General features: G+C 63.1%; 21 protein-coding genes. 8 read left to right on the forward strand and 13 right to left on the reverse strand.

The features are described 5' to 3' along the window. Nucleotides 1-96 precede the first annotated feature (96 nt). Nucleotides 97-987 (forward strand): neutral zinc metallopeptidase, encoded by an 891-nt coding sequence (locus IB249_RS27235; RefSeq protein WP_192309116.1) that lies wholly within the window; start codon nucleotides 97-99, stop codon nucleotides 985-987. Further along, nucleotides 988-1,947, forward strand: coding sequence for an alpha/beta hydrolase (locus IB249_RS27240; RefSeq protein ID WP_192309118.1), 960 nt, complete (start codon nucleotides 988-990; stop codon nucleotides 1,945-1,947). Between the two features lie 67 nt (nucleotides 1,948-2,014). On the opposite strand, the gene IB249_RS27245 is transcribed toward IB249_RS27240, so the two are convergent. The 3 genes from IB249_RS27245 to IB249_RS27255 form a co-directional block, all read right to left on the reverse strand. Continuing rightward, nucleotides 2,015-2,608 (reverse strand): HAD family hydrolase, encoded by a 594-nt coding sequence (locus IB249_RS27245; RefSeq protein ID WP_192309120.1) that lies wholly within the window; start codon nucleotides 2,606-2,608, stop codon nucleotides 2,015-2,017. Next, nucleotides 2,605-3,474, reverse strand: a complete 870-nt coding sequence (gene tesB, locus IB249_RS27250) for an acyl-CoA thioesterase II (protein ID WP_192309122.1) — start codon at nucleotides 3,472-3,474, stop codon at nucleotides 2,605-2,607. The genes IB249_RS27245 and tesB overlap by 4 nt, the downstream gene beginning before the upstream one ends. A gap of 106 nt (nucleotides 3,475-3,580) precedes the next feature. Beyond that, nucleotides 3,581-4,150: a GNAT family N-acetyltransferase gene (locus tag IB249_RS27255; RefSeq protein WP_192309124.1), complete on the reverse strand. Its 570-nt coding sequence runs from the start codon at nucleotides 4,148-4,150 to the stop codon at nucleotides 3,581-3,583. Nucleotides 4,151-4,237: 87 nt separating this feature from the next. On the opposite strand from IB249_RS27255, the gene IB249_RS27260 reads away from it, so the two are divergent. Together IB249_RS27260 and IB249_RS27265 are read left to right on the forward strand one after the other, a co-directional pair. Continuing rightward, nucleotides 4,238-5,158: a histone deacetylase gene (locus IB249_RS27260; protein WP_192309126.1), complete on the forward strand. Its 921-nt coding sequence runs from the start codon at nucleotides 4,238-4,240 to the stop codon at nucleotides 5,156-5,158. A 186-nt stretch (nucleotides 5,159-5,344) separates the two neighbouring features. Next, complete coding sequence (locus IB249_RS27265; RefSeq protein WP_192309127.1) at nucleotides 5,345-6,586, forward strand: TIGR03862 family flavoprotein; 1,242 nt, start codon at nucleotides 5,345-5,347, stop codon at nucleotides 6,584-6,586. Nucleotides 6,587-6,683: 97 nt separating this feature from the next. Here IB249_RS27265 and IB249_RS27270 read toward each other — a convergent pair whose 3' ends face one another. Together IB249_RS27270 and yedA are read right to left on the reverse strand one after the other, a co-directional pair. Further along, nucleotides 6,684-8,021 carry a DEAD/DEAH box helicase gene (locus tag IB249_RS27270; RefSeq protein WP_192309128.1) on the reverse strand — a complete coding sequence of 446 codons (1,338 nt, stop codon included), beginning with the start codon at nucleotides 8,019-8,021 and terminating at the stop codon, nucleotides 6,684-6,686. Between the two features lie 64 nt (nucleotides 8,022-8,085). After that, nucleotides 8,086-9,012 carry a drug/metabolite exporter YedA gene (gene yedA, locus IB249_RS27275; RefSeq protein WP_192309129.1) on the reverse strand — a complete coding sequence of 309 codons (927 nt, stop codon included), beginning with the start codon at nucleotides 9,010-9,012 and terminating at the stop codon, nucleotides 8,086-8,088. A 162-nt stretch (nucleotides 9,013-9,174) separates the two neighbouring features. Between yedA and IB249_RS27280 the strand changes: the two genes are divergently transcribed. Further along, the gene (locus tag IB249_RS27280) at nucleotides 9,175-9,630 is read left to right on the forward strand and encodes an Lrp/AsnC family transcriptional regulator (RefSeq protein WP_192309130.1); all 456 of its coding nucleotides are present in this window, start codon (nucleotides 9,175-9,177) and stop codon (nucleotides 9,628-9,630) included. A 56-nt stretch (nucleotides 9,631-9,686) separates the two neighbouring features. Here IB249_RS27280 and IB249_RS27285 read toward each other — a convergent pair whose 3' ends face one another. The 3 genes from IB249_RS27285 to IB249_RS27295 all read right to left on the reverse strand — a co-directional run bounded on the left by IB249_RS27285 (nucleotide 9,687) and on the right by IB249_RS27295 (nucleotide 11,677). After that, nucleotides 9,687-10,298, reverse strand: a complete 612-nt coding sequence (locus IB249_RS27285) for a PolC-type DNA polymerase III (protein WP_192309131.1) — start codon at nucleotides 10,296-10,298, stop codon at nucleotides 9,687-9,689. Between the two features lie 22 nt (nucleotides 10,299-10,320). Then, nucleotides 10,321-10,800 (reverse strand): NYN domain-containing protein, encoded by a 480-nt coding sequence (locus tag IB249_RS27290; protein WP_034148167.1) that lies wholly within the window; start codon nucleotides 10,798-10,800, stop codon nucleotides 10,321-10,323. 133 nt (nucleotides 10,801-10,933) lie between these two features. Continuing rightward, nucleotides 10,934-11,677, reverse strand: coding sequence for a DUF2076 domain-containing protein (locus tag IB249_RS27295; RefSeq protein WP_192309132.1), 744 nt, complete (start codon nucleotides 11,675-11,677; stop codon nucleotides 10,934-10,936). Between the two features lie 176 nt (nucleotides 11,678-11,853). On the opposite strand from IB249_RS27295, the gene IB249_RS27300 reads away from it, so the two are divergent. After that, nucleotides 11,854-12,528 carry a YciC family protein gene (locus IB249_RS27300; protein ID WP_192309134.1) on the forward strand — a complete coding sequence of 225 codons (675 nt, stop codon included), beginning with the start codon at nucleotides 11,854-11,856 and terminating at the stop codon, nucleotides 12,526-12,528. A gap of 75 nt (nucleotides 12,529-12,603) precedes the next feature. Further along, nucleotides 12,604-13,683, forward strand: a complete 1,080-nt coding sequence (locus tag IB249_RS27305) for an endonuclease/exonuclease/phosphatase family protein (protein WP_192309135.1) — start codon at nucleotides 12,604-12,606, stop codon at nucleotides 13,681-13,683. Nucleotides 13,684-13,725: 42 nt separating this feature from the next. Here the strand turns inward: IB249_RS27305 and IB249_RS27310 are convergent, their stop codons facing one another. The 5 genes from IB249_RS27310 to IB249_RS27330 form a co-directional block, all read right to left on the reverse strand. After that, on the reverse strand, nucleotides 13,726-14,562 hold the full coding sequence (locus tag IB249_RS27310; RefSeq protein ID WP_192309137.1) for an ABC transporter ATP-binding protein: 837 nt from the start codon (nucleotides 14,560-14,562) through the stop codon (nucleotides 13,726-13,728). Beyond that, complete coding sequence (locus IB249_RS27315; RefSeq protein WP_192309140.1) at nucleotides 14,550-15,353, reverse strand: ABC transporter permease; 804 nt, start codon at nucleotides 15,351-15,353, stop codon at nucleotides 14,550-14,552. The genes IB249_RS27310 and IB249_RS27315 overlap by 13 nt, the downstream gene beginning before the upstream one ends. A 9-nt stretch (nucleotides 15,354-15,362) precedes the next feature. Continuing rightward, complete coding sequence (locus IB249_RS27320; RefSeq protein WP_192309142.1) at nucleotides 15,363-16,349, reverse strand: ABC transporter substrate-binding protein; 987 nt, start codon at nucleotides 16,347-16,349, stop codon at nucleotides 15,363-15,365. Nucleotides 16,350-16,749: 400 nt separating this feature from the next. Then, on the reverse strand, nucleotides 16,750-18,120 hold the full coding sequence (locus IB249_RS27325; protein WP_192309144.1) for an aspartate aminotransferase family protein: 1,371 nt from the start codon (nucleotides 18,118-18,120) through the stop codon (nucleotides 16,750-16,752). A gap of 21 nt (nucleotides 18,121-18,141) precedes the next feature. Then, nucleotides 18,142-19,632, reverse strand: coding sequence for an aldehyde dehydrogenase (locus tag IB249_RS27330; RefSeq protein WP_192309145.1), 1,491 nt, complete (start codon nucleotides 19,630-19,632; stop codon nucleotides 18,142-18,144). Nucleotides 19,633-19,857: 225 nt separating this feature from the next. On the opposite strand from IB249_RS27330, the gene IB249_RS27335 reads away from it, so the two are divergent. Beyond that, nucleotides 19,858-20,772, forward strand: a complete 915-nt coding sequence (locus IB249_RS27335; protein ID WP_192309147.1) for a LysR substrate-binding domain-containing protein — start codon at nucleotides 19,858-19,860, stop codon at nucleotides 20,770-20,772.

Below are 20,772 nucleotides of genomic sequence, written 5' to 3' on the forward strand. Positions count from 1 at the left end.
GCACTGCGTCGTGACACGAAAAGCCGGACGACCGGACTGGCGCCGCTCCCACTCACCAGCAACACTCATCCCCACGGACAACCAGAGGATTCCCACATGCTATGGAGAAAAGGCCGGCGCAGCGACAACGTCGTCGATGCCCGTGGCGACAGTGTCGGCGGCGGTGGCGGCATGCGCTTCGGTGGCGGCAAGGGGCTGAGCCTGACGGCGATCATTCTGATCGTCGGGATCGGCTGGATCACCGGCCAGGACCCGCTGCAGATCCTCGGCCAACTGACCGGGCAGATGAGCGAGCCATCGGCGCCGGCTTCGACGCAAACCCGCCAGGCGCCACCGGCCAACGATGAAGGTGCAGAGTTCGTGCGCTCGATCCTCGGTGACACGGAAGACACCTGGGGCCAGATCTTTCAGCAGGCCGGCCGGCAGTACAAGGACCCGACCCTGGTGCTGTTCAGCAACCGCGTGAACTCGGCGTGTGGCCTGGCCACCTCGGCGACCGGCCCGTTCTATTGCCCGGCTGACCAGAAGGTGTACCTGGACATGGCGTTCTTCCAGGAAATGTCGCAACGCTTTTCCGCCGCCGGCGACTTCGCCCAGGCCTACGTGATCGCTCACGAAGTCGGCCATCACGTTCAGACCCTGCTCGGTGTCTCGGCGAAAATTCAGACCGCCCGCCAGCAGGGCCGGCAAATGGAAGGCGACGGTGGCCTGCTGGTGCGCCAGGAGCTGCAAGCCGATTGCCTGGCCGGCGTCTGGGCCAACCATGCGCAGAAACGCCTGAACTGGCTGGAGCCCGGCGACATCGAGGAAGCCTTGAATGCCGCCAATGCCATCGGCGACGACCGCCTGCAACAGCAGGGTCAGGGCCGCGTGGTGCCGGACTCGTTTACCCATGGCACATCAGCGCAAAGGGTGCGCTGGTTCAAAACCGGATTCGCGCAGGGCCAGGTGGGCCAGTGCGATACCTTTGCGGCGAAAACCCTGTAAATGAAAAAGTGGCTGTTGCTTCTGTTGTTGACCAGTGCAAGTACCCAGGCTGCCGAGCAGGGGGTCAAGGAGATCAGCCCCGGCCGGCTGCTGTTGAAAGAAGGCGAGATGGCGGTGGGCATCGGCCCGGCGCCGGCGAAAATCGAACGGGTGCTGATCATCCTCCACGGGCGATTGCGCAATGCCGAAACCTATCGCCGCAACGCCGAGCGGGCGGCGCAGCAAGCCGGGCAAGATGCCAACACCTTGGTGATCGCCCCGCAATTCCTCAATGAGACCGACGTGGCCCGTCATCCCGTGGCCGATACCGTCCTGCGCTGGCAAGGCAATGAGTGGATGGCCGGCGGTTTATCCACCGCTCCATTTACCCTGAGTGCCTATGCCGCCCTCGACCAGATCATCGCCCGTCTCGGTGATCGCCGTCAGTTTCCGGATGTGAAGGACGTGGTGATCGCCGGACATTCCGGCGGCGCGCAGGTGGTTCAGCGGTACGCATTGTTGAGTCACGATCAGCCAGAACTGCAGGCGGCGGGCGTGCACGTGCGCTATGTCATCGCCAATCCGTCTTCCTATGCCTATTTCGATGAGCGACGGCCCGTGGCGTTCAGCCATGCCGGCTGCGTGGACTTCAATCGCTGGAAGTATGGCCTGGCGGACCTGCCGGCCTATGCCGAAGGTCAGACGGCACCGCAGCTGGAGGAAAAGTACGTCCAGCGCGACATCGTTTACCTGTTGGGGCAGCAGGACATCGACCCGAACCATCCGGCGTTGGACAAGGGTTGCGAAGCCAGGGCCCAGGGCGCAAACCGGCTGGCTCGCGGGCGCAATTACTTCGAGTACCTCAAGCGCCGTCATCCCCAGGGGTTGAACCAGCAATTGATTGAAGTGCCCGGGGTCGGGCATGACGGCGGTGAAATGCTGATGTCGCCGCAGGGGCAGAAGGCCGTGTTCGGTCAGTGACGGAATCGCGAGCAGGCTCGCTCCCACAGTGAATCTTGTGGGAGCGAGCCTGCTCGCGATGCGACCCTCAAGCCGACAGCATTTCCCGCAACACCCCGCAATCCGCCGCATGCCAATCGGTCAATTCCGGCCACGGGTTGTCCGGCAGGTTCACCAGCACCGTGCGTGCCCCGGCCGCCCGGCCGCAATCCAGGTCGAAACGGTAGTCGCCGACCATCACCAGCTCGCTTGCCGGCACCTTCCAGGCCTCGGCCAGCTTGAGCAGGCCGCCCGGGTGCGGCTTGGGCGGCGCTTCGTCGCGGCCCAGCACATCCTCCACGGCAAAACAGTCGGCCAGGCCGATCGCTTGCAATGTCACATGCGCCAGCTCCCGCGCATTGCGCGTGAGAATCCCCAGCCGATAACCGCGCCCTGCCAGCTCGCGCACCAGTTCCACGGCACCCGGCGCCGGCTTCGACCCCAATGCCAGGTCCCGCTCATGCTCCAGCAACCAGGCGTGCTTGGCCGCGGCTTCGTCGGCCGGCAACGCCGCCAGGTGCGTCAGAATGTCGTCTTCGGCCGGAATCGCCAGCGCCACACGAATGGCCGCGAAGTCGTGCACGGCCACCGTCAGGGTGCCGTCCATGTCGAACACCCAATGGCGTACGTCGGTCAGGCTCATGCCCAATCCTTGCGGTGGCGGATCAAGCCTTCCTGAGTCACCGATGCAACGAGTTGCCCGGCACGGTTGAAGACGCTGCCACGGGAAAAACCACGGGAATTGCCCGCCCACGGACTGTCCATCGCGTACAGCAACCAGTCATCGGCACGCAGGTCTGCATGGAACCACAGCGCGTGATCGAGGCTGGCAACCTGCATGTCCTTGTGCCACACCGATTTGCCATGGGGCAGCAGCGAGGTGGTCAGCAGACCGAAATCCGATGCGTAGGCCAGCAGGTATTTGTGCAGCGCCGGGGAATCGGCCAGGGCGCCGTCGGCGCGGAACCACACGTACTTGATCGGATCGGCGGGCTTGGGGTTGTAGGGATCTTCCCCGGTGACCGGTCGAAACTCTATCGGCTTGGGGCACAAGAATTTTTCCCGCATGTGCTCGGGGATCAGGTGGGCTCGTTGCTGGGTCAGCTCCAGCTCCGAAGGCAGGTTTTCCGGACCGACCACCACCGGCATTTCGCGCTGGTGCTGGAACCCTTCTTCGTCGTACTGGAACGAGGCGCTGCAGGTAAAAATCGGCTGGCCCTTCTGGATCGCCGTCACCCGACGCGTGCTGAAACTGCCGCCGTCGCGCACCCGGTCTACCTGATACACCACCGGCAGCCCGGCATCCCCAGGGCGCAGGAAATAGCCGTGCATCGAATGCACGTGCCGCGCTTCCTCGACGGTCTGACTGGCCGCCGACAGGGACTGGCCGAGCACCTGGCCGCCGAACAGCTGGCGGAAACCCAGGTCCTGGCTGCGGCCACGAAACAGGTTTTCCTCGATCGGTTCCAGGGTCAGCAAATCGACCAGATCTTCCAACACGTGGCTCATTCGGACTCTCCTCACACAACGCAATGCCGCGCAGTCCTGGCTGCGGCGGCCCATTCAGGTTCTGGCCGAGGCCATCATGGGTGCCATTGTAAACGTCCGGGACGGCTTAGCCATGCAAGGTTTGCAGCCATTGCTCCCGGCTGATGCGGTACAGCACGTGATGACGCAGGGGATGACCGGGCGCAAGCCTGGGGTGTTCGAAGTCATCCGCCGGATCATGCTGCATGCCGATCGCCTGCATGACTTTCTCCGACGGTGTATTGATGGCGCTGGTGAAGGCCACCACCTCTTCCAGCGCCAAACGGTCAAAGCCGCAACGCAGAGCGGTCCACGCCGCCTCACTGGCATAACCCAGGCCCCAGTGTTCACGGGCCAGGCGCCAGCCGATTTCAATGGCCGGGGTGAACGGCGCATCGAAACCGACCACGCCCAACCCGGTAAACCCGATGAAGGCCCCGGTGTCCTTGCGTTCCAGCGCCCAGAGTCCGAAACCGTGCTCGGCGAAGTGCCCGCGAACGCGCCCGATCAGCGAAGCGCTTTCCAGCCGACTCAGGGGCGCCGGGAAATAACGCATCACCTGCGGGTCGGCGCACATCGCCGCAAACGCCGGCAAATCATCGTCACGCCACTGCCGCAGCAGCAGGCGCGCGCTCTCCAGTTCCAGAATTGGCTCCATCGTGTGCTCCCCCTTCCCATGTCGCCAGTCTACAACGCTGGTAGGATCCTTCCTGCATTCCTGCCCGCCGTTCTGAATGAATACGTCATGCCATTGCCGCTGATTTACCACGATGACTACAGCCCCGAGTTTCCCGCGGACCACCGCTTCCCCATGGACAAATTCCGCCTGTTGCGCGATCACCTGGTGGACAGCGGACTGACCCGCGACGCCGACCTGCTGCGCCCGCCACTCTGCCCGCCGGAGATTCTCGCCCTTGCGCATGACGCTGCCTATATCGAACGCTACATGAGCGGCGAGTTGTCCCGCGAAGACCAGCGGCGCCTCGGCCTGCCCTGGAGCGAAGCCCTGGCCCGACGTACGGTGCGCGCGGTCGGCGGTTCGGTGCTGGCGGCGGAACAGGCGCTGGAGCACGGGCTGGCCTGTCACCTGGCCGGCGGCACGCACCACGCCCATTACGATTATCCTGCGGGCTTCTGCATCTTCAATGACCTGGCGGTGATCAGCCATTACCTGCTGCAAAGCGGTCGGGTGAACCGAGTGTTGATCTTCGATTGCGATGTGCATCAGGGCGACGGCACGGCGCGCATCCTGCACAACACCCCGGAGGCGATTACCGTTTCCCTGCACTGCGAAAAGAACTTTCCTGCACGCAAAGCTCAAAGCGACTGGGACATCCCGTTGCCCATGGGCATGGGCGATGGCGAATACCTGAAAATCGTCGATGACACACTCAATTACCTGCTGCCGTTGTATCAACCGGATCTGGTGCTGTACGACGCCGGCGTCGATGTACACAAAGACGACGCGCTCGGTTACCTCAAGCTGACAGACGAAGGCGTGGCCGCAAGGGATGAGAGCGTGATGCGTCATTGCCTGGGGCGGGATATCCCGGTGGTCGGGGTGATTGGCGGTGGCTACAGCAAGGACCGGCAAGCCTTGGCTCGACGCCACGGCATCCTCCATCACAGCGCGCAACGGGTCTGGACGTCATCAGGTTGTCACTGAGTTGTGGATGCTTTACCCACAACGACTGTGGAACCGCCTGTGGATAACCTGAGTGAAAGGTCCTGCAGGCCATAGCCGGTAAAGGCTGCGGAGCGGTGGTTGTTTTTTGATCAGCCCTGAATTCATCGAGAATCCCTGTGTACTGATAGAATGCCCGGCTTGTTCAGCCAGACCGCAGCGCTTGCCATGACTCAACTCTCGACCCCCTCCCCTGCCCGCGTCGCCATCATCGGCGGTGGCCCTGCCGGCCTGATGGCCGCGGAGGTGTTGAGCCTGGCCGGCATCAAGGTCGATCTGTACGACGGCATGCCATCGGTGGGACGAAAATTCCTGCTGGCCGGGGTGGGCGGCATGAACATCACCCACTCCGAAGCCTATCCGGCGTTCCTTTCACGCTACGCCGAACGTGCGCCGCAGATGGCTCCACTGCTACGCGCCTTTGGTGCCGAGGTGCTGTGCCAATGGATTCATGACCTGGGCATCGAAACCTTCGTCGGCAGCTCCGGCAGGGTGTTCCCCACCGACATGAAAGCCGCACCGCTGCTGCGGGCCTGGCTCAAGCGCCTGCGCGACAACGGCGTGGTTATCCACACCCGCCATCGCTGGCTCGGCTGGAATGACAGCGGCGCATTACGCATGGCCAGCCCTGAAGGTGAAAAAACCCTGCAACCCGACGCGACCCTGCTGGCCCTGGGCGGCGGCAGCTGGTCACGACTCGGCTCGGATGGCGCGTGGAGGCTGCCACTGGAACAGCGCGGCGTGGAACTGATGCCGCTGCAACCCAGTAATTGCGGTTTCGAGGTGCAGGCTTGGAGCGAGTTGATGGTCAGCAAATTCGCCGGTGCGCCGCTGAAAAACATTGCCATCGGACTCAATGACGACATTCCACGCCTCGGCGAATGTGTCATCACGGCCACCGGGGTTGAAGGCAGCCTGATCTACGCGCTGTCGGCACCGATCCGCGAAGCGATCAACCAGAACGGCTCAGCGACCCTGCACCTCGACCTGCTGCCCGGCCGCCCTGTGGATAAGATTCAGGCGGCGCTGAGCAAACCCCGTGGCTCGCGCTCGATGTCCAAGCACCTGCACAGTCAATTGGGGATCGACGGTGTGAAGGCGGCATTGCTGCGCGAACTGACCGCCGCCGCAGACTTCACCGATCCAGCCTTGCTGGCCAAGGCGATCAAGGCATTGCCCCTGACCCTGGTGAAAACCCGGCCACTGGACGAAGCCATCAGCAGCGCAGGCGGTGTGCGGTTCGAGTCGATGGACGAACGCTTGATGCTCAAGCAATTGCCGGGGGTGTTCTGCGCCGGGGAAATGCTCGACTGGGAAGCACCGACCGGTGGCTACCTGCTGACCGCGTGTTTCGCCAGTGGGCGGGCGGCGGGGTTGGGGATGGCACAGTGGCTGCGGCACAGGGATTGAGAGCAGTCGCGCGCCCATCGCCGGCAAGCCGGTCCCGCTCCCACAGGTGACCGCGTTCCAGCATGGAAACACGGTTGACTGTGGGAGCCGCAGTCGATCAAGGCTTGCGCTTGCGTGGCCCGGTATTGAACACCGGTACTTTTCGCACAGGCTTGATCGAAGGTTCCACTGGCGTGGTGTCGCCGCTGTCCACCCACTTGCCGAGATTGCGCTTGCCGCCAACACCGGACGCCTTCGGCTTCTTCGGTTTTTTCGGCTTCTTGATCACCTGGCCGCTGGCATCCGTCTCCGGTACGCGGTGCTCAGGCTCGAAGTCCTGCTCCATCTGCCGGGGCAAGGTCTGACGGGTCAACGTCTCGATGGCCGACAGCAGGTTCACCTCGTCAGCGCACACCAGGGAAATAGCCTGGCCGGTAGCGCCCGCGCGCCCGGTCCGTCCGATGCGATGGATGTAATCTTCGGCCACGATCGGCAAGTCGAAATTGACCACCAATGGCAGGTCTTCGATATCCAGGCCACGGGCCGCCACGTCGGTGGCCACGAGGATCTGCACTTCGCTGGCCTTGAAGCGGTCCAGTGCGCGCTGGCGAGTCGCCTGCGGCTTGTCGCCATGGATGCCGTCGGCATTGACGCCCAGCCCCTGGAGTTTTTCCACCAGCGCGTCCACCCCGTTACGGGTCTTGGCGAACACCAGTACCTGCTTCCACTTGCCCTTGCGCATCAAGTGCACGAACAGCTCGGGCTTGCGCTTTTTGTCCACCGTCACCACCCACTGCTTGACGGTGTTGGCCGCCACGTTGCGGGGACTGACTTCAATGCTCAGCGGGTCATTGAGCATCTGCCCGGCCAGCAGGCGGATGGCGTCGGAGAAGGTCGCGGAGAACAACAGGGTCTGACGTTTCTTCGGCAGCGCCTTGTAGATGTTCGCCAGTTCTTCGGAAAAACCCAGGTCGAGCATGCGATCGGCCTCGTCCAGCACCAGGGTCTGCAACTGGTTGAACTTGAGGGCGTTCTGGCGGAACAGATCGAGCAGGCGACCCGGCGTTGCGACCAACAGGTCCACGCCGCCGCGCAGCTTCATCATTTGCGGGTTGATGCTGACACCGCCGTACACCGCATAGGTGCGCAGCGGCAGGTTCTCGGCGTACTGGCGCACGGCCTCGTGGACCTGCTCGGCGAGCTCGCGGGTCGGCACCAGGATCAGCGCGCGTACCGAGTTGGCGGTGACTTTCGGCCCTTCCATGGCCAGCAATTGCAGGAGCGGCAGCGCGAAGCCGGCGGTCTTGCCGGTGCCGGTCTGGGCGGCGGCCATCAGGTCGCGACCGGCCAGCACCGCCGGAATGGCTTGCGCCTGAACCGGCGTCGGGGTCTGGTAGCCGAGCTTCTCGAGAGAGCGCAGCAAGGGGTCGATCAGGCCAAGGGTGGCGAAAGTCATGGGATTACCGTAGGAAAATTCAGCGCGGGTTGTTCAAACAAGGAGCAATGCCGCGCAGTTTACCCTAATTCACACTCGATTCTGCCTGCGCCACCGCAGCCGGTCGTTGCGGCGCCCGCCGCCACTGCGGCAAACCGATCAACACCACGGCACTGATGATCACCAGCATCGCCAGCGCTTCCTCGATCCCGATGCTCTCGCCGGCAAACACGATTCCCAGCAACACCGCCACCGCCGGGTTGACGTAGGCATAGCTGGTGGCCGCCGCCGGACGCACGTTTTTCAACAGGTACATGTAGGCATTGAAAGCGATGATCGAACCGAAGAGGATCAGGTACGCCAACGCGACCCAGCCTTCCAGGGGCGGCATGGGCGGCAGGTGCTCGCCGCTCACCGCGCTGCCGATCAACAAGGCCACGCCTCCCACCAGCATTTCCACGGCACTGGCCATCGCGCCCTGGGGCAACGGCAGGTGCTTGCTCCAGACCGAGCCAAAGGCCCAGGTCGCCGCCGCAAACACCAGCAACGCCGCACCCAACGGGCTGGACTGCAGATTGGAGCCCAGATTCAACATGGCAATGCCTATCAACCCGAGGACAATCCCGGCCCACTCCAAGCGTGTATTGCGCGCGCCCCAGAAATAACCGCAGAGCAGGGTAAACAGCGGCACCGTGGCCACCGCCAGCGCGGCAACACCCGAGGCGACGCCAGTATGCTCGGCCACGCTCACCGCGCCGTTACCGCAACTGAGCAGCAGGATTCCGATGATCCCCGCCGCCTTCCACTGCGCCCAGGTGGGCGCCGGCACCCCGCGCCAGCGCAGGAAGGCATACATCAGCGTCCCGGCGATCACGAAGCGGATACCGGCGAGCAACAGCGGTGGCCAGTATTCGATACCGATGCGGATGACCAGGTACGTCGAGCCCCAAATCACGTACAGCGCGAAAAAGGCAGCGATCAACGGCAAGGGAAAACGACGAAGGCCAGACATGGGATAGCTCGCAGGCAGGACAGGTGAGTGGCTATTCTAGAAAGGCCAACCGCGGAAAATAAGTTACAAAACCTGTTTATAGCGCCGGTACACTTTTCAAATCACGGAGATCGACGCTATAAACCGTGCTTTCGAAAGTCGGCCATTTTCAGGAGTCGAATCATGGACAAATACGACCGCATGCTCCTCGGCGCCCTGCTGGAAAACGGCCGGGCGTCCTACGCCGACCTCGCGCGCAAGGTCAACCTGTCCGCCCCCGCCGTGGCCGAACGCGTGGCCAAACTGGAAGCCTGCGGGGTGATCACCGGCTACCAGGCGAAAGTCGACATGGCCAAGCTCGGCCTGCCGATCCAGTGCGTGATCGAACTGCGCCTGAACCAGCACGGCAACCAGAAGGCCTACGACGACCTGATCAAAATTCCGCAACTGACCGAATGCCACCGGGTCACCGGCGATCCGTGCGTGATCATGCAGGCGGCGGTAGGTTCGATGCCGGAACTGGAGGCGTTGATCAACCGGATCGCCAAGTTCGGTTTCAGCAAGACGTCGATCGTGCTGTCCAGCGCCATCGAAAAGCGCGTGCCGTTGGGGCACATCGAAGGCAACGGCAAGGCTTGAAGCCCCCCGACACCGGTGGGATCGAGCTCGCTCGCGCCCACAGGGTTGGCCGTTTTTCAGAACCCGCGATGGCGCTTGAGGTGGTCATGAATCTTCGCCGCCGGGACTTTCTGCAAACTCACCAGCAGGTCATGGGACAACTCGCGCAAGCCATGCGTTTGCCGCAACTCTTGCGCCAGGTGTGCGGTCAGATTGGCCGCCATTTCGGCGTCGGCCATCGCCCGGTGGGCCTGGCCGGTGTGGGGCAACTGGGCGAAGGTGGTGAGGGTGCCGAGCTTGTGGTTCGGCGCCGCCGGCATCAGGCGGCGGGCCAGCAGCAGCGAACAGGCGAAGTTCTGCAAACGCGTGCGCTTGATCCGCCCCAGCTCGAAGTCCCAGAACTTCTGGTCGAACGCGGCGTTGTGCGCCAGCAGTGGCGTGGTGCCGACGAACTCGTTGACCTCGTTCATCACCCGCTCGGCCGGCGGCGCGCTGCGCAGCATGGCGTTGCTGATGCCGGTCAGTTGCTCGATGAACGCAGGGACCCGCACGCCCGCGTTCATCAGGCTCTGGTAACGCTCGACGATGCGCCCCTGTTCAAGGATCACCACGGCAATTTCCGTGGCCCGGCAGCTGCTGCTCGGGGAGATCCCGGTGGTTTCAAAGTCGATGACTGCGATGCGTTCCAAACCTGTTTCAACTCCGTATCAATCAATTCTTGAGCAGCAAGGCACCTTCGATCGGCACATAGCGGCTGGCGGCGCGGATCAGCGAATTGGCCGTCAGGCCCGGTACGCCATAGGCCACTGCCTGGACCCCATGCTTGCTGATGATGCGCTCGAGCAACATGTCGAAATCACCGTCGCCGGAGGCCAGCACCACTTCGTCGACGTGATCCGCCGCGTCCATGATGTCGAGGGTGATGCCCACGTCCCAGTCGCCCTTGGCCGAGCCGTCGCTGCGCTGGATGTAGGGTTTGAGCTTCACGGTGAAGCCCAGGTTGCGCAGGATCTGCTGGAACTGCTGCTGTTTGCTGTCACCGCGATCGATCGCGTAGGCGTAGGCTTCGACGATTTCGCCCTGTTTGCTGACATCAGCCCACAACGCGGCGTAGTTGAAGTGGCAACCATAAGCCTGGCGCACGGTGTAATAGAGGTTTTGGACATCGGCGAACACGGCAATTTTTTTCACCGGTTTTCCTCAAGGCTGAATCAGCCACCTGGCGCGAAAAGTGGCCCAGTATGCCAGCCTCGAGGAATGTTCCGCGAATAATCGGCCCGGAGCGCCGCAACGCTCCGGACGAACGGCAGGTCAGATCGACCGATCAGACATAGGAATCGTCGTCGCCACCAAAGAACGACGAGCCGTCATCGCTGTAGTCGGTGTCGGCGTAACCGCCCTGGTCATGGGCGTTGTCGGCCACGCGCTGGTCATCGCCCCAGCCGTTGTCAGCGTGCTGATCGTTGACCTGCGCCGGCTCTTCGCGAATCACTTCGACCACGTCTGGCTGCTGATGATGGCTGAACAGACTGCTGATGCCCTGGGCCAGCATTACGCCACCCGCGACACCGGCGGCGGTTTTCAACGCACCGCCGAGAAAACCGCTGCCCGCTGGCGGTTGCGGCGCATAGTTGGGCGGCGGTGGCGGTGCAGCGAAATTCTGTTGGGGGGCAGGGGCGCCGAACGACGAACGCCCCGGCTCACGCCAGCCCCCGCTGACCGGCGGTGCGCTGGGTGCAGGGGTGTCGCGGGAGGCACCACCGAAAATACTCGACAGGAAACCACCACCGCTCGGGGCTGCGGCGGGTGCCTGCGCCTTGGCCGATTGCAGTTCGGCCTGCAATTGCCGGACTTGCTCGGCGAGCTGCCGGTTCTGCGTGTCGAGGTTTTTGATCGCAGCCTCCTGCACCAGAATGGCCTGGGTCATGAAGTAGCCCGCCGCAGGTTGGCGAGTCAGGTGCTCCTTGATCCGCGCCTCGGCCTGGGCGTCGCGCGGGGCTGCGTCCCTTTCGGCCTGCTGCAGCCGGGAAAACAGTCCATCGATCAGGGTTTGTTCTTCGCTGTTCATGGCGACCTCTCAGATTGCCGGAAATCATTGCCCTTCTCCCGTGAGGATACGGTGCCTGACCTTAATGGAGGCTGAAACAACTTGATTCAATAACCTTTACCGAACGTTTACGTTTGCGCCCTGACGCGCTGCATCGGTTAAAGTGGGCCACTGCTTTCAACCTGCGATACCCACTGATGAATCCGTTCGACGTACTGCGCGACTCCTTGTATTTCTTCAAACGCAATCTGGGCCAGATCGTGCGGCTGTGTCTGCCGCTGGTGATTTTCGAAGCCTTGCTGCAACAGGTGGTCGATCGCTCCACCGAACCGGACAGCTTTCCCGGTATCAGTGTCATCGTCGGCCTGCTGGTGTACCCGCTGTACACCGCCGCGCTGATCCTGTTCCTCGACGCCCGCAGCCGCGGCGAGTCGCCGAGCACCCGTGAGCTGCTGTCGAGGTCCGCCTATCTGTGGCCGCGTTTCGCCCTGCTGACCGCGCTCAACACCTTGCTGATCCTGCTTGGCCTGTCGCTGTATTTCCTGCCGGGCATCTGGCTGATGGTGGCCCTGGCCTTTGGCGAATACCTGCTGGTGCTGCGTGGCCTGGCGCCACTGGCTGCGATGAAGGAAAGCCTGCGCCAGACCCGCGGCCATTTCCTGCGCATCCTGGTGTGCATCCTGTGTGTGATGGGACCGTTGTGGGTGCTCAAGGGCTTGACCCTGCAGGTGTACCCGGAGCCGCAGAACCCGGTGATCTCCCTGCTGATCGACAGCGCCCACAGCTTTTTGCAGCTGTTTACCAGCGTGGTGCTGTTCCGCTTGTTCATGCTGATCAGCGACGCCTCCGAAAAAGCCGACCGGCCGCTCTGAACAGGGAATGGATGTGCAGGCCGTTTTCGCTCGGTTATGCTCGGGCCCTCTCTCTGTAACGCCATAAGCCGAGCCATGACCCGTCTACTGCGCTACACCCTGCTGGGCCTGCTGATTGCGATCGGCCTGACGGCCTTGCTGATTTACAGCCTGACCTGGCGCCCCGAAGCCCGGGAAGTGCTGCCGGTGACTTGCGACGCCAAGGCGCCGACACTGGTGCCGGGCCAGGCGCTGAAAGTCATGACCTGGAACGTCCAATACCTGGCCGGCAAGCGCTACGTGTTCTGGAATGACCTGGCGGCCGGTCCCGACGAAGGCCCGACCGACGCCGACATGGCCTTCAGTCTCGATGAAGTGGCGCGGGTGGTGCGCGATGAACAGCCGGACATCCTGCTGCTGCAGGAACTCGACGACGGTGCCAAGGCCAGCGACTACCAGAATCAATTGAAACTGCTCCAGGAGCGGGTCGCCGACCTGTATCCGTGCAGCACCCATGCCTTCGACTGGAAAGCCGATTTCGTGCCGCTGCCACCGATCTACGGCAGCGTCGGCCGGCAACTGGCGACGCTCAGCCGCTATCAGGTCGAGCATGCCGAGCGCCTGCAATTGCCAGTCGCGCCAGCCAACTTCATCAGCCGTCAGTTCAAACCCAGAAACGCCTTGCTGGTGAGCTACCTGCCACTGAGCGATGGTGGCCAGATCGCCGTGCTCAACACGCACCTGGATCGCGCCTTGCAGCCGGACGACACCCTGCAATCCCAGGTCACCGCCGTGGCCAAAGTACTCGACAGGTTCGAAAGCCGTGGCACCCCGTGGCTGATCGGTGGCGACTTCAACCTGTTGCCCCTGGGCCAGTATCGACGCCTGCCCACCGAACAACGCACGCCCTACTCCGCCGACAGCGCCCTGCATGTGTTATGGGACAAGTACCCGATGATCCCCACCAACAACGAAGCCGGCGGGATCGATCGGGCACGCTGGCTGACCCATTACCCGAATGACCCGGGACTGAGCGGGCCGGACCGCACGGTCGACTACCTGTTCTACAGTCCGCGCATCAAACGGGTCGAGGCGATGGTGCGGCAGGACGATACCTTGCGCATTTCCGATCATTTGCCGGTGATCGGGCGTTTTCTGCTGCCGGCGGCGCCTTAGTCCCACCGAACGAACAGTGGGAGCCGGCCAGGAAGCGCAGGCTCAATGCACCTCCTCCAGATCATCATGCAGCGACCCGAAAATGTTGCGTTTCATCTCGATGAACGAGCGCTCCATGACCATGTCCAGGGTGCGTGGGCGTTCGATCGGCACGTCGAGGATCTGCTTGATCCGCCCCGGCCGCGCGCCCATCACATAGACGCGGTCGCCCAGCAGAATCGCTTCGTCGATGTCGTGGGTCACGAACAGCACGGTCTTCTTGCTGTTGCCCCAGACCCGTAGCAACAGCTGCTGCATCTGCAATCGGGTCTGGCTGTCGAGCGCGCCGAAGGGTTCGTCCATCAGCAGTATCTGCGGGTCGTTGGCCAGTGCCCGGGCAATCGCCACGCGCTGCATCATTCCGCCGGACAGCTGCTTGGCGTAGTGGTCGGCGAAGCCGGCGAGGCCCACCTCATTGACGTAGTAATCGACGATTTCCTTGCGCCGGGCCGCCGCCATGCCGCGACGCTTGAGGCCGAACTCGACGTTCTGTCGCACGGTCAGCCACGGGAACAGCGTGTAACTCTGGAACACCATGCCGCGATCCGCCCCCGGGCCCTGCACTTGCTGGCCACCGACATGGATCTGGCCTTCCGTGGGTTCGTTCAGGCCGGCAGTGAGGTACAACAAACTCGATTTGCCACAGCCCGACGGCCCGACCAGCACGGCGAACTGTTGATCCGGCACCTCGAACGACACCTGGTCCAGCGCGGTGAACACACCGCCGCCGGGCTTCGGGTAACGCAGGCTGACCTTGTCCACCTGCAGGCGCGGCGCGCTGTGCGTCGGGGTGGCCGTCGGCGCGACTAAACGTGGGTTGACGGCGGTTACTGAGCCCATGCGGCAATCCTCAGGCGAAGGAAACGGAACAGTTGATCGGTGATCAGGCCCAACAGGCCGATGATCGCGATGGCGAGGAAAATCACATCCACCTGGAAGCCGCGCATGGCTTTGAGGCTCAGGTAACCCAGGCCGCTGGACGCAGCGACCAGCTCGGCGACCACCAGGTACGTCCAGGCCCACCCCATGGTCACGCGCAAGGTGTCGAGCACACCCGGCAACGACGCCGGTGCGATCACATGCAACACCGCATCGCGGCGGTTCGAACCGAGAGTGTAAGAGGCGTTGATCAGGTCCTTGGAGATGCCCTTGGACACGTCCGCGATCATGACCAGTTGCTGGAAAAACACCCCGAAGATGATCACCGACACCCGCTGCTCCAGGCCGATACCGATCCACAGAATGAACAGCGGCACGAACGAGGTCACCGGCAGGTAGCGGATGAAATTCACCATCGGCTCGAGGAACGCCTGGACGATGCGGAAGCTGCCCATCAGCAACCCCAGCGGCACCGCCACCAGCGATGAGACAATGAAGCCGACCATCACCACTTCGACGCTCGCCCACACATGCTGGCCGAGCGTGCCATCGCGTCCCAGACGCAGGGCGGCCTCGACCACCGCGCCGGGGGTCGGCAGGAACATGCCCGGCACCACACCGCCATAAGACAACCCGGCCCACAGACCGACCAACAACACCCAGGCCAGCCCGCCCGCGCTCCAGATCACCGCCACCGGCAGATGGGTCTTGGGCGTGATGCAGCGGCTCAGCCACGATTTGCGCTTGAACATGCGGACCTCCTACAGCGGGCTGACGAAACGGTTGTCGACCAGATCGTCATTGCTGACGTTGTAGGGCTTGCCCTGCAGTTCGCTGGCGGTTTCATTGGCCAATTTGATCAAGGGGGCGCTGTCGCCCGGTTTGCCCGGCGAGCCAAGGAGTTTCTCGCTCATGGCCTGGTCGTAGAAACGCACGCCTTGCGCGGCCGCCTCCAGCTCCTTCGGATCGGCGAGGTAACCGCCGACACCCTCGGCCATGATCTTGTAGGCTTCCTGCGGATGGTCCTTGGTGAACTGCACCGCCTTGTACAGGCCGGCAACCAGGGCCTTGACGTCCTCCGGTTGTTTCTCGATCACTGTGCAGTTGAGCGCGACCACGTCGACGATCACCCCCGGCGTGCTGCTGCTGTCGATCAGCACCTTGCCCTGCTGCTTGGCGCGCACCATCGACAGGTGCGGCTCCCAGGTCACGGCGGCCGGTACGCGACCGGCGATGAAGGCGGTTGCGGCATCGTCTGCGGTCATGTTCTGCACGGTGATGTCGCTCATGCTCATGCCGTGCTTTTTCAGCAAATACGACAGCCAGAACTGCGAGGTCGAACCTTCATTGACCGCCACGGCCTTGCCTTTGAGCTCTTGCAGACTCTTGACGTCCTTGCCCACCAGCACGCCGTCGCCGCCATGGCTGTCGTCCAGCGCGGCCACGGCCTTGAAGCAGAATTGCGGGCGGTACTTGAGCACTTCATCGATGGTCGACGCCGAGCCGGACAACTTCCCCGACGCCTGGGCCGCCATGTACATCGCGGCCTCTTCGACCACGGGCAATTCGACGGTCAGGCCGTTTTCCTTGAAGTAGCCCAGGTCCCGGGCCAGGTAGAGGGTGCCATAGCCGACCCAGGTGGTGTGGCCGATGGACAGGGTGCCCGCCTGGGCGCTGCAGGCGACCGTGGCGGCGATGGCGGTGACCGCCAGCGGATGCGCAACGCAGGTAAGCAAGGACTTGATCATGAAGCACTCCCAAAGCTGTTGATTTAGTTTTGTCATGGGCAGTACGACCGGCAGCCTTGGGGGTGGGCCATGGCCTGGGGTCTCTGCTGGACTTTGCGGCACACGGCATTCGGCTGACGGGCGAGGTCGATGTTGGACCAAGGCCGGGCTCAGGAAAATGAGGAAATATGTCGGCGGGAGTGATGAAAAAACTGGGTAGCGTGCGCGGTAAAAGGGCGAGGTTGGCGGGGGTGCACGGGGTGGGTGCAAAAGCTGGTTTCTTTACTGAAGGGGGAAATGCAATCGCGAGCAGGTCGAGTTGTCGCACCGTCGCTCCCACAGGGAATCGCACTGAACCTGTGGGAGCGACGGTGCGACAACTCGACCTGCTCGCGATGAGGCCGGTAAAAACACTACAAATTCAGAGCCGGCCGTATTCCTGCGCCGTGCGATCCACCGCTTTCAACGTCTTGCCGACCAACTCGTCAATCTCCTCGCGGCTGGCAATCAACGCCGGTGCCATGATCATCCGGCCCAGCGTCGAACGGATGATCACCCCTTCCTCGAAACCAATCGTGCGGCAGCGCCAGGCGATGTCGTTCTCGTTGGCAAAGCGCTTGCGACTGCTCTTGTCCTCGGCCAGTTGCAACGCCGCAACCATGCCCACGCCCTGGATATCCCCCACCAGCGGGTGATTGCCGAACACCTCGCGCAGGCACTGTTGCAGATAAGGCCCGATGTCGTCCCTGACCCGCGTCACCACGCCTTCATCGCGCAAGGCCTTGAGGTTGGCGATGGCCACCGCCGCTGCGACCGGGTGCCCGGAATACGTCAGGCCGTGAGCGAACACGCCACCCTGCTCCACCAGCACCTCGGCCATTTTCCGGGACAGGATCAGCCCGCCCATGGGGATGTAACCGGAAGTCAGGCCCTTGGCGATGGACAGGGTGTCGGGCTCGAAACCGAAGTGCTCATGGGCGAACCACTCACCTGTTCGGCCAAAGCCGCCGATCACTTCATCGGCGCACAGCAACACGTCGTATTGACGGCAGATGCGCTGGATTTCCGGCCAGTAGCTTTCCGGCGGAAAGATCATCCCGCCCGCCCCCTGGAACGGCTCGGCGATGAACCCGGCGACCTTGTCCGCGCCCAGTTCGAGGATCTTCGCCTCCAGCTGCTGCGCCGCCTGCCGACCAAACTCGGCGGGCGTCAGCTGACCTTCATGGGCGAAGAAATACGGTTCGTCGATGTGTTCGATGTCCGGCAGCATGCCGCCCATCTCGTGCATGAATTTCATGCCGCCGAGCGCCGTCGCTGCCAGGGTCGAGCCGTGGTAACCGTTCCAGCGCCCGATCATGACCTTCTTCTCGGGCTTGCCCAGCACTTGCCAGTAACGCCGCACGGTGCGGATCAGCACCTCGTTGGCTTCGGAGCCCGAGTTGGTGTAGATCGCGTGGCTGTAGTGACCGGGCAACAGGCTGAACAGCAGCTCGGAAAGCTCGATGACCTGCGGGTGGGTGGTGTGGAAAAACATGTTGTAGTACGGCAGTTGCTCCAGCTGGCGGGCCGCGGCAGCCGCCAGGTCCTGGCGACCGTAACCCAGGTTGGTGCACCACAGCCCGGACATGCCGTCGAGGTAACGCCGGCCATCGTTGTCCCACAGGTGCAGGCGTTCGCCACGGACCATCACGCGCGGCCCTTCGTCGTTGAGGGCCTTCTGGTCGACGAAGGCATGGATGTGGTGCGCAGCGTCGGCGGCCTGGTAATCGCGGGTGTCACGTGGGGTGGTCATCGCCAGTTCTCCGTTTTCTTGTCAGCGAAGTTGAAACCAGGTGGTCTTCAACTGGGTGTATTTATCGAATGAGTGCAACGACAGGTCGCGGCCGAATCCGGACTGCTTGCCGCCGCCGAAGGGCACGCTCACGTCCAGCGCATCGACGCTGTTCACCGACACCGTGCCCGCGCGCAATTGCCGGGCCACGCGGTGGGCGCGGTTGAGGTCGTCGGTCCACAGGGACGCGGCCAGTCCGTAGACGCTGTCATTGGCCAGTTGCAAGGCGTGTGCCTCGTCATCGAACGGCGTCACGGCCAGCACCGGGCCGAACACTTCGTCGCGAAACAGCGGCATGTCCGGGGTCACGTCGGTGAAGATCGTCGGTTGAATGAAGTTGTCGGACCCATTGAACCTCGCCTGGCGGCCGCCGCACACCCTGGTCGCGCCCTGGCGTTCGGCCTGCTCGATGAAGTTCATGATGCGTGCGGTCTGACGGCTGTCGACGATGGCGCCAGCACGGCTCGCCGGGTCCAGCGGGTCACCCGGCAACCAACGCTGTGCCTGGGCCTTGAGGCGTTCGACGAACGCGTCATGAATGGAACGCTGGACCAGCAGCCGCGAGTTCGCCGAGCAGACTTCGCCCTGATTGAAGAAGATGCCGAACGCGGCTTTCTCGGCGGCAAGGTCCAGGTCCTGGCAATCGGCGAACACCAGGTTGGCGCTCTTGCCGCCGCATTCCAGCCACACCTGTTTCAGGTTCGATTGCGCGGAATATTGCATGAAATACTTGCCGACTTCGGTGGAGCCGGTGAACACCAGACTGTCCACATCCGGGTGCAACCCCAGGGCTTTGCCGGTCTGCTCGCCCAGACCGGGCAGTACGTTCAACACGCCGGCCGGCAGCCCCGCCTCCAGCGCCAGCTCGGCCAGGCGCAGGGCGGAAAACGGTGATTGCTCGGCGGGCTTGAGGATGACCGAGTTACCGGCGGCCAGGGCCGGCGCGAGTTTCCACGCGGCCATGTCCAGCGGGAAATTCCACGGCACCACGGCGGCGACCACACCCAGCGCTTCGCGGGTAATGGTGGCCAACACGTTCTGTGCGCTGGGAGCGACCTGATCGTAGAGCTTGTCGAGGCTTTCGGCGTACCAGCGAAACACCCCGGCGGCACCCGGCACGTCGATGTCATAGGCGTCCATGACCGGCTTGCCCATGTTCAGCGAATCCAGCAGCGCCAGCTCTTCGCGATGGGCCAGGATCAGATCGGCCAGACGCAGCAGCACCTGCTTGCGCTCGACCGGCGACCGTGAGGCCCAGGTCCCAGCCTCGAAGACCTGCCGCGCATTGCCGACCGCGATGTCCACCTCCTCGGTGCCGCACGCCGCCACGTTGGCCAGAAGCTGGCCGGTCGCAGGATTGATCGCCGCGAACGTTTGACCCGACTGCGCGGTACGCTGTCGACCGTCGATCCAGGCCTGGTCGGGCAACGCCAGTGTCGCGGCTTTTTTTTGCCAATATGCAAGCTCGAACACGCTGAAATGCTCCATGGGCTTTCTTGTGCAGTGGATAGTCGCTCAGCCCCGAGTCCAGCAAAAATAGTAAAAATGTCTTCGCAGACCATGAAAAAACTGGGCAGCCCATCTCCCGGGCGATGCGCGATGTGGTTATTGTTCAGGCACACCCGACACCGGCATCAGAACGGCTGCCGTCGGCGCAAAAATTGCCTGGATGTTGTGCCCATCCACCCGAGGTTCGCCGTGGCTGCCTACAACCTGCGTCAATTGAAGTACTTCATTACCACCGTCGAATGCGGCAGCGTCGCCGAGGCCTCGCGCAAGCTGTACATCGCCCAGCCGGCCATATCCACGGCGATCAAGGGGCTGGAAGACAGCTTTGGTGTGCAGTTGCTGATCCGTCATCACGCCCAGGGGGTATCCCTGACCCCCAGCGGTGCGCGTTTCTACCGCAAGGCCCAGGAACTGCTGCGCATGGCCAAGGAATTCGAACAGAACGCCCTGGCCGACAACGACGTGGTGGCCGGGCAAATCGATATCGGCTGTTTCGAAACCGTTGCGCCGTTGTACCTGCCGCAATTGATTGCCGGTTTCTCGGCGCTGTATCCGGGGGTGAAGATCCGCATCCGCGACGGCGAACAGCAGGAGCTGGTGCAAGGCCTGACCTCGGGCAGCTTCGACCTGGCGATCCTGTATGAACACGACCTCGACGCCACCATCGAAACCGAGCCCCTGATGCCGGCGCAACGCCCCTATGCATTGCTGCCGGCGGACCACCGCTTCGCCCAGCTCAAGCAAGTCTCGCTGCGCGACCTGTGCCTGGAGCCAATGATCCTGCTGGACGTGCAACCGAGCCGGACCTATTTCGTCAGCCTGTTCGAAGAGCTGGGCCTGCAACCGCAGATTGCCTTCAGCTCACCGTCGATCGAGATGGTGCGGGGCATGGTCGGGCAGGGATTCGGCTTCTCGATCCTGGTCACCCGGCCGCATTCGGAATGCACCTATGACGGGCAGAAAGTGGTGTGCGTGGACATCGTCGAAGACGTCACCGGTTCCGGCCTGGTGGCGGCCTGGCTCAAGCGCGGGCAGCTGACCAAACCGGCGCAGTTGTTTGCCGATTACTGCCGCGAGCAGTTGACCGCTAAAAATGTGCCTTGA

The organism is Pseudomonas sp. PDM04 (assembly GCF_014851765.1).
GTDB lineage: Bacteria > Pseudomonadota > Gammaproteobacteria > Pseudomonadales > Pseudomonadaceae > Aquipseudomonas.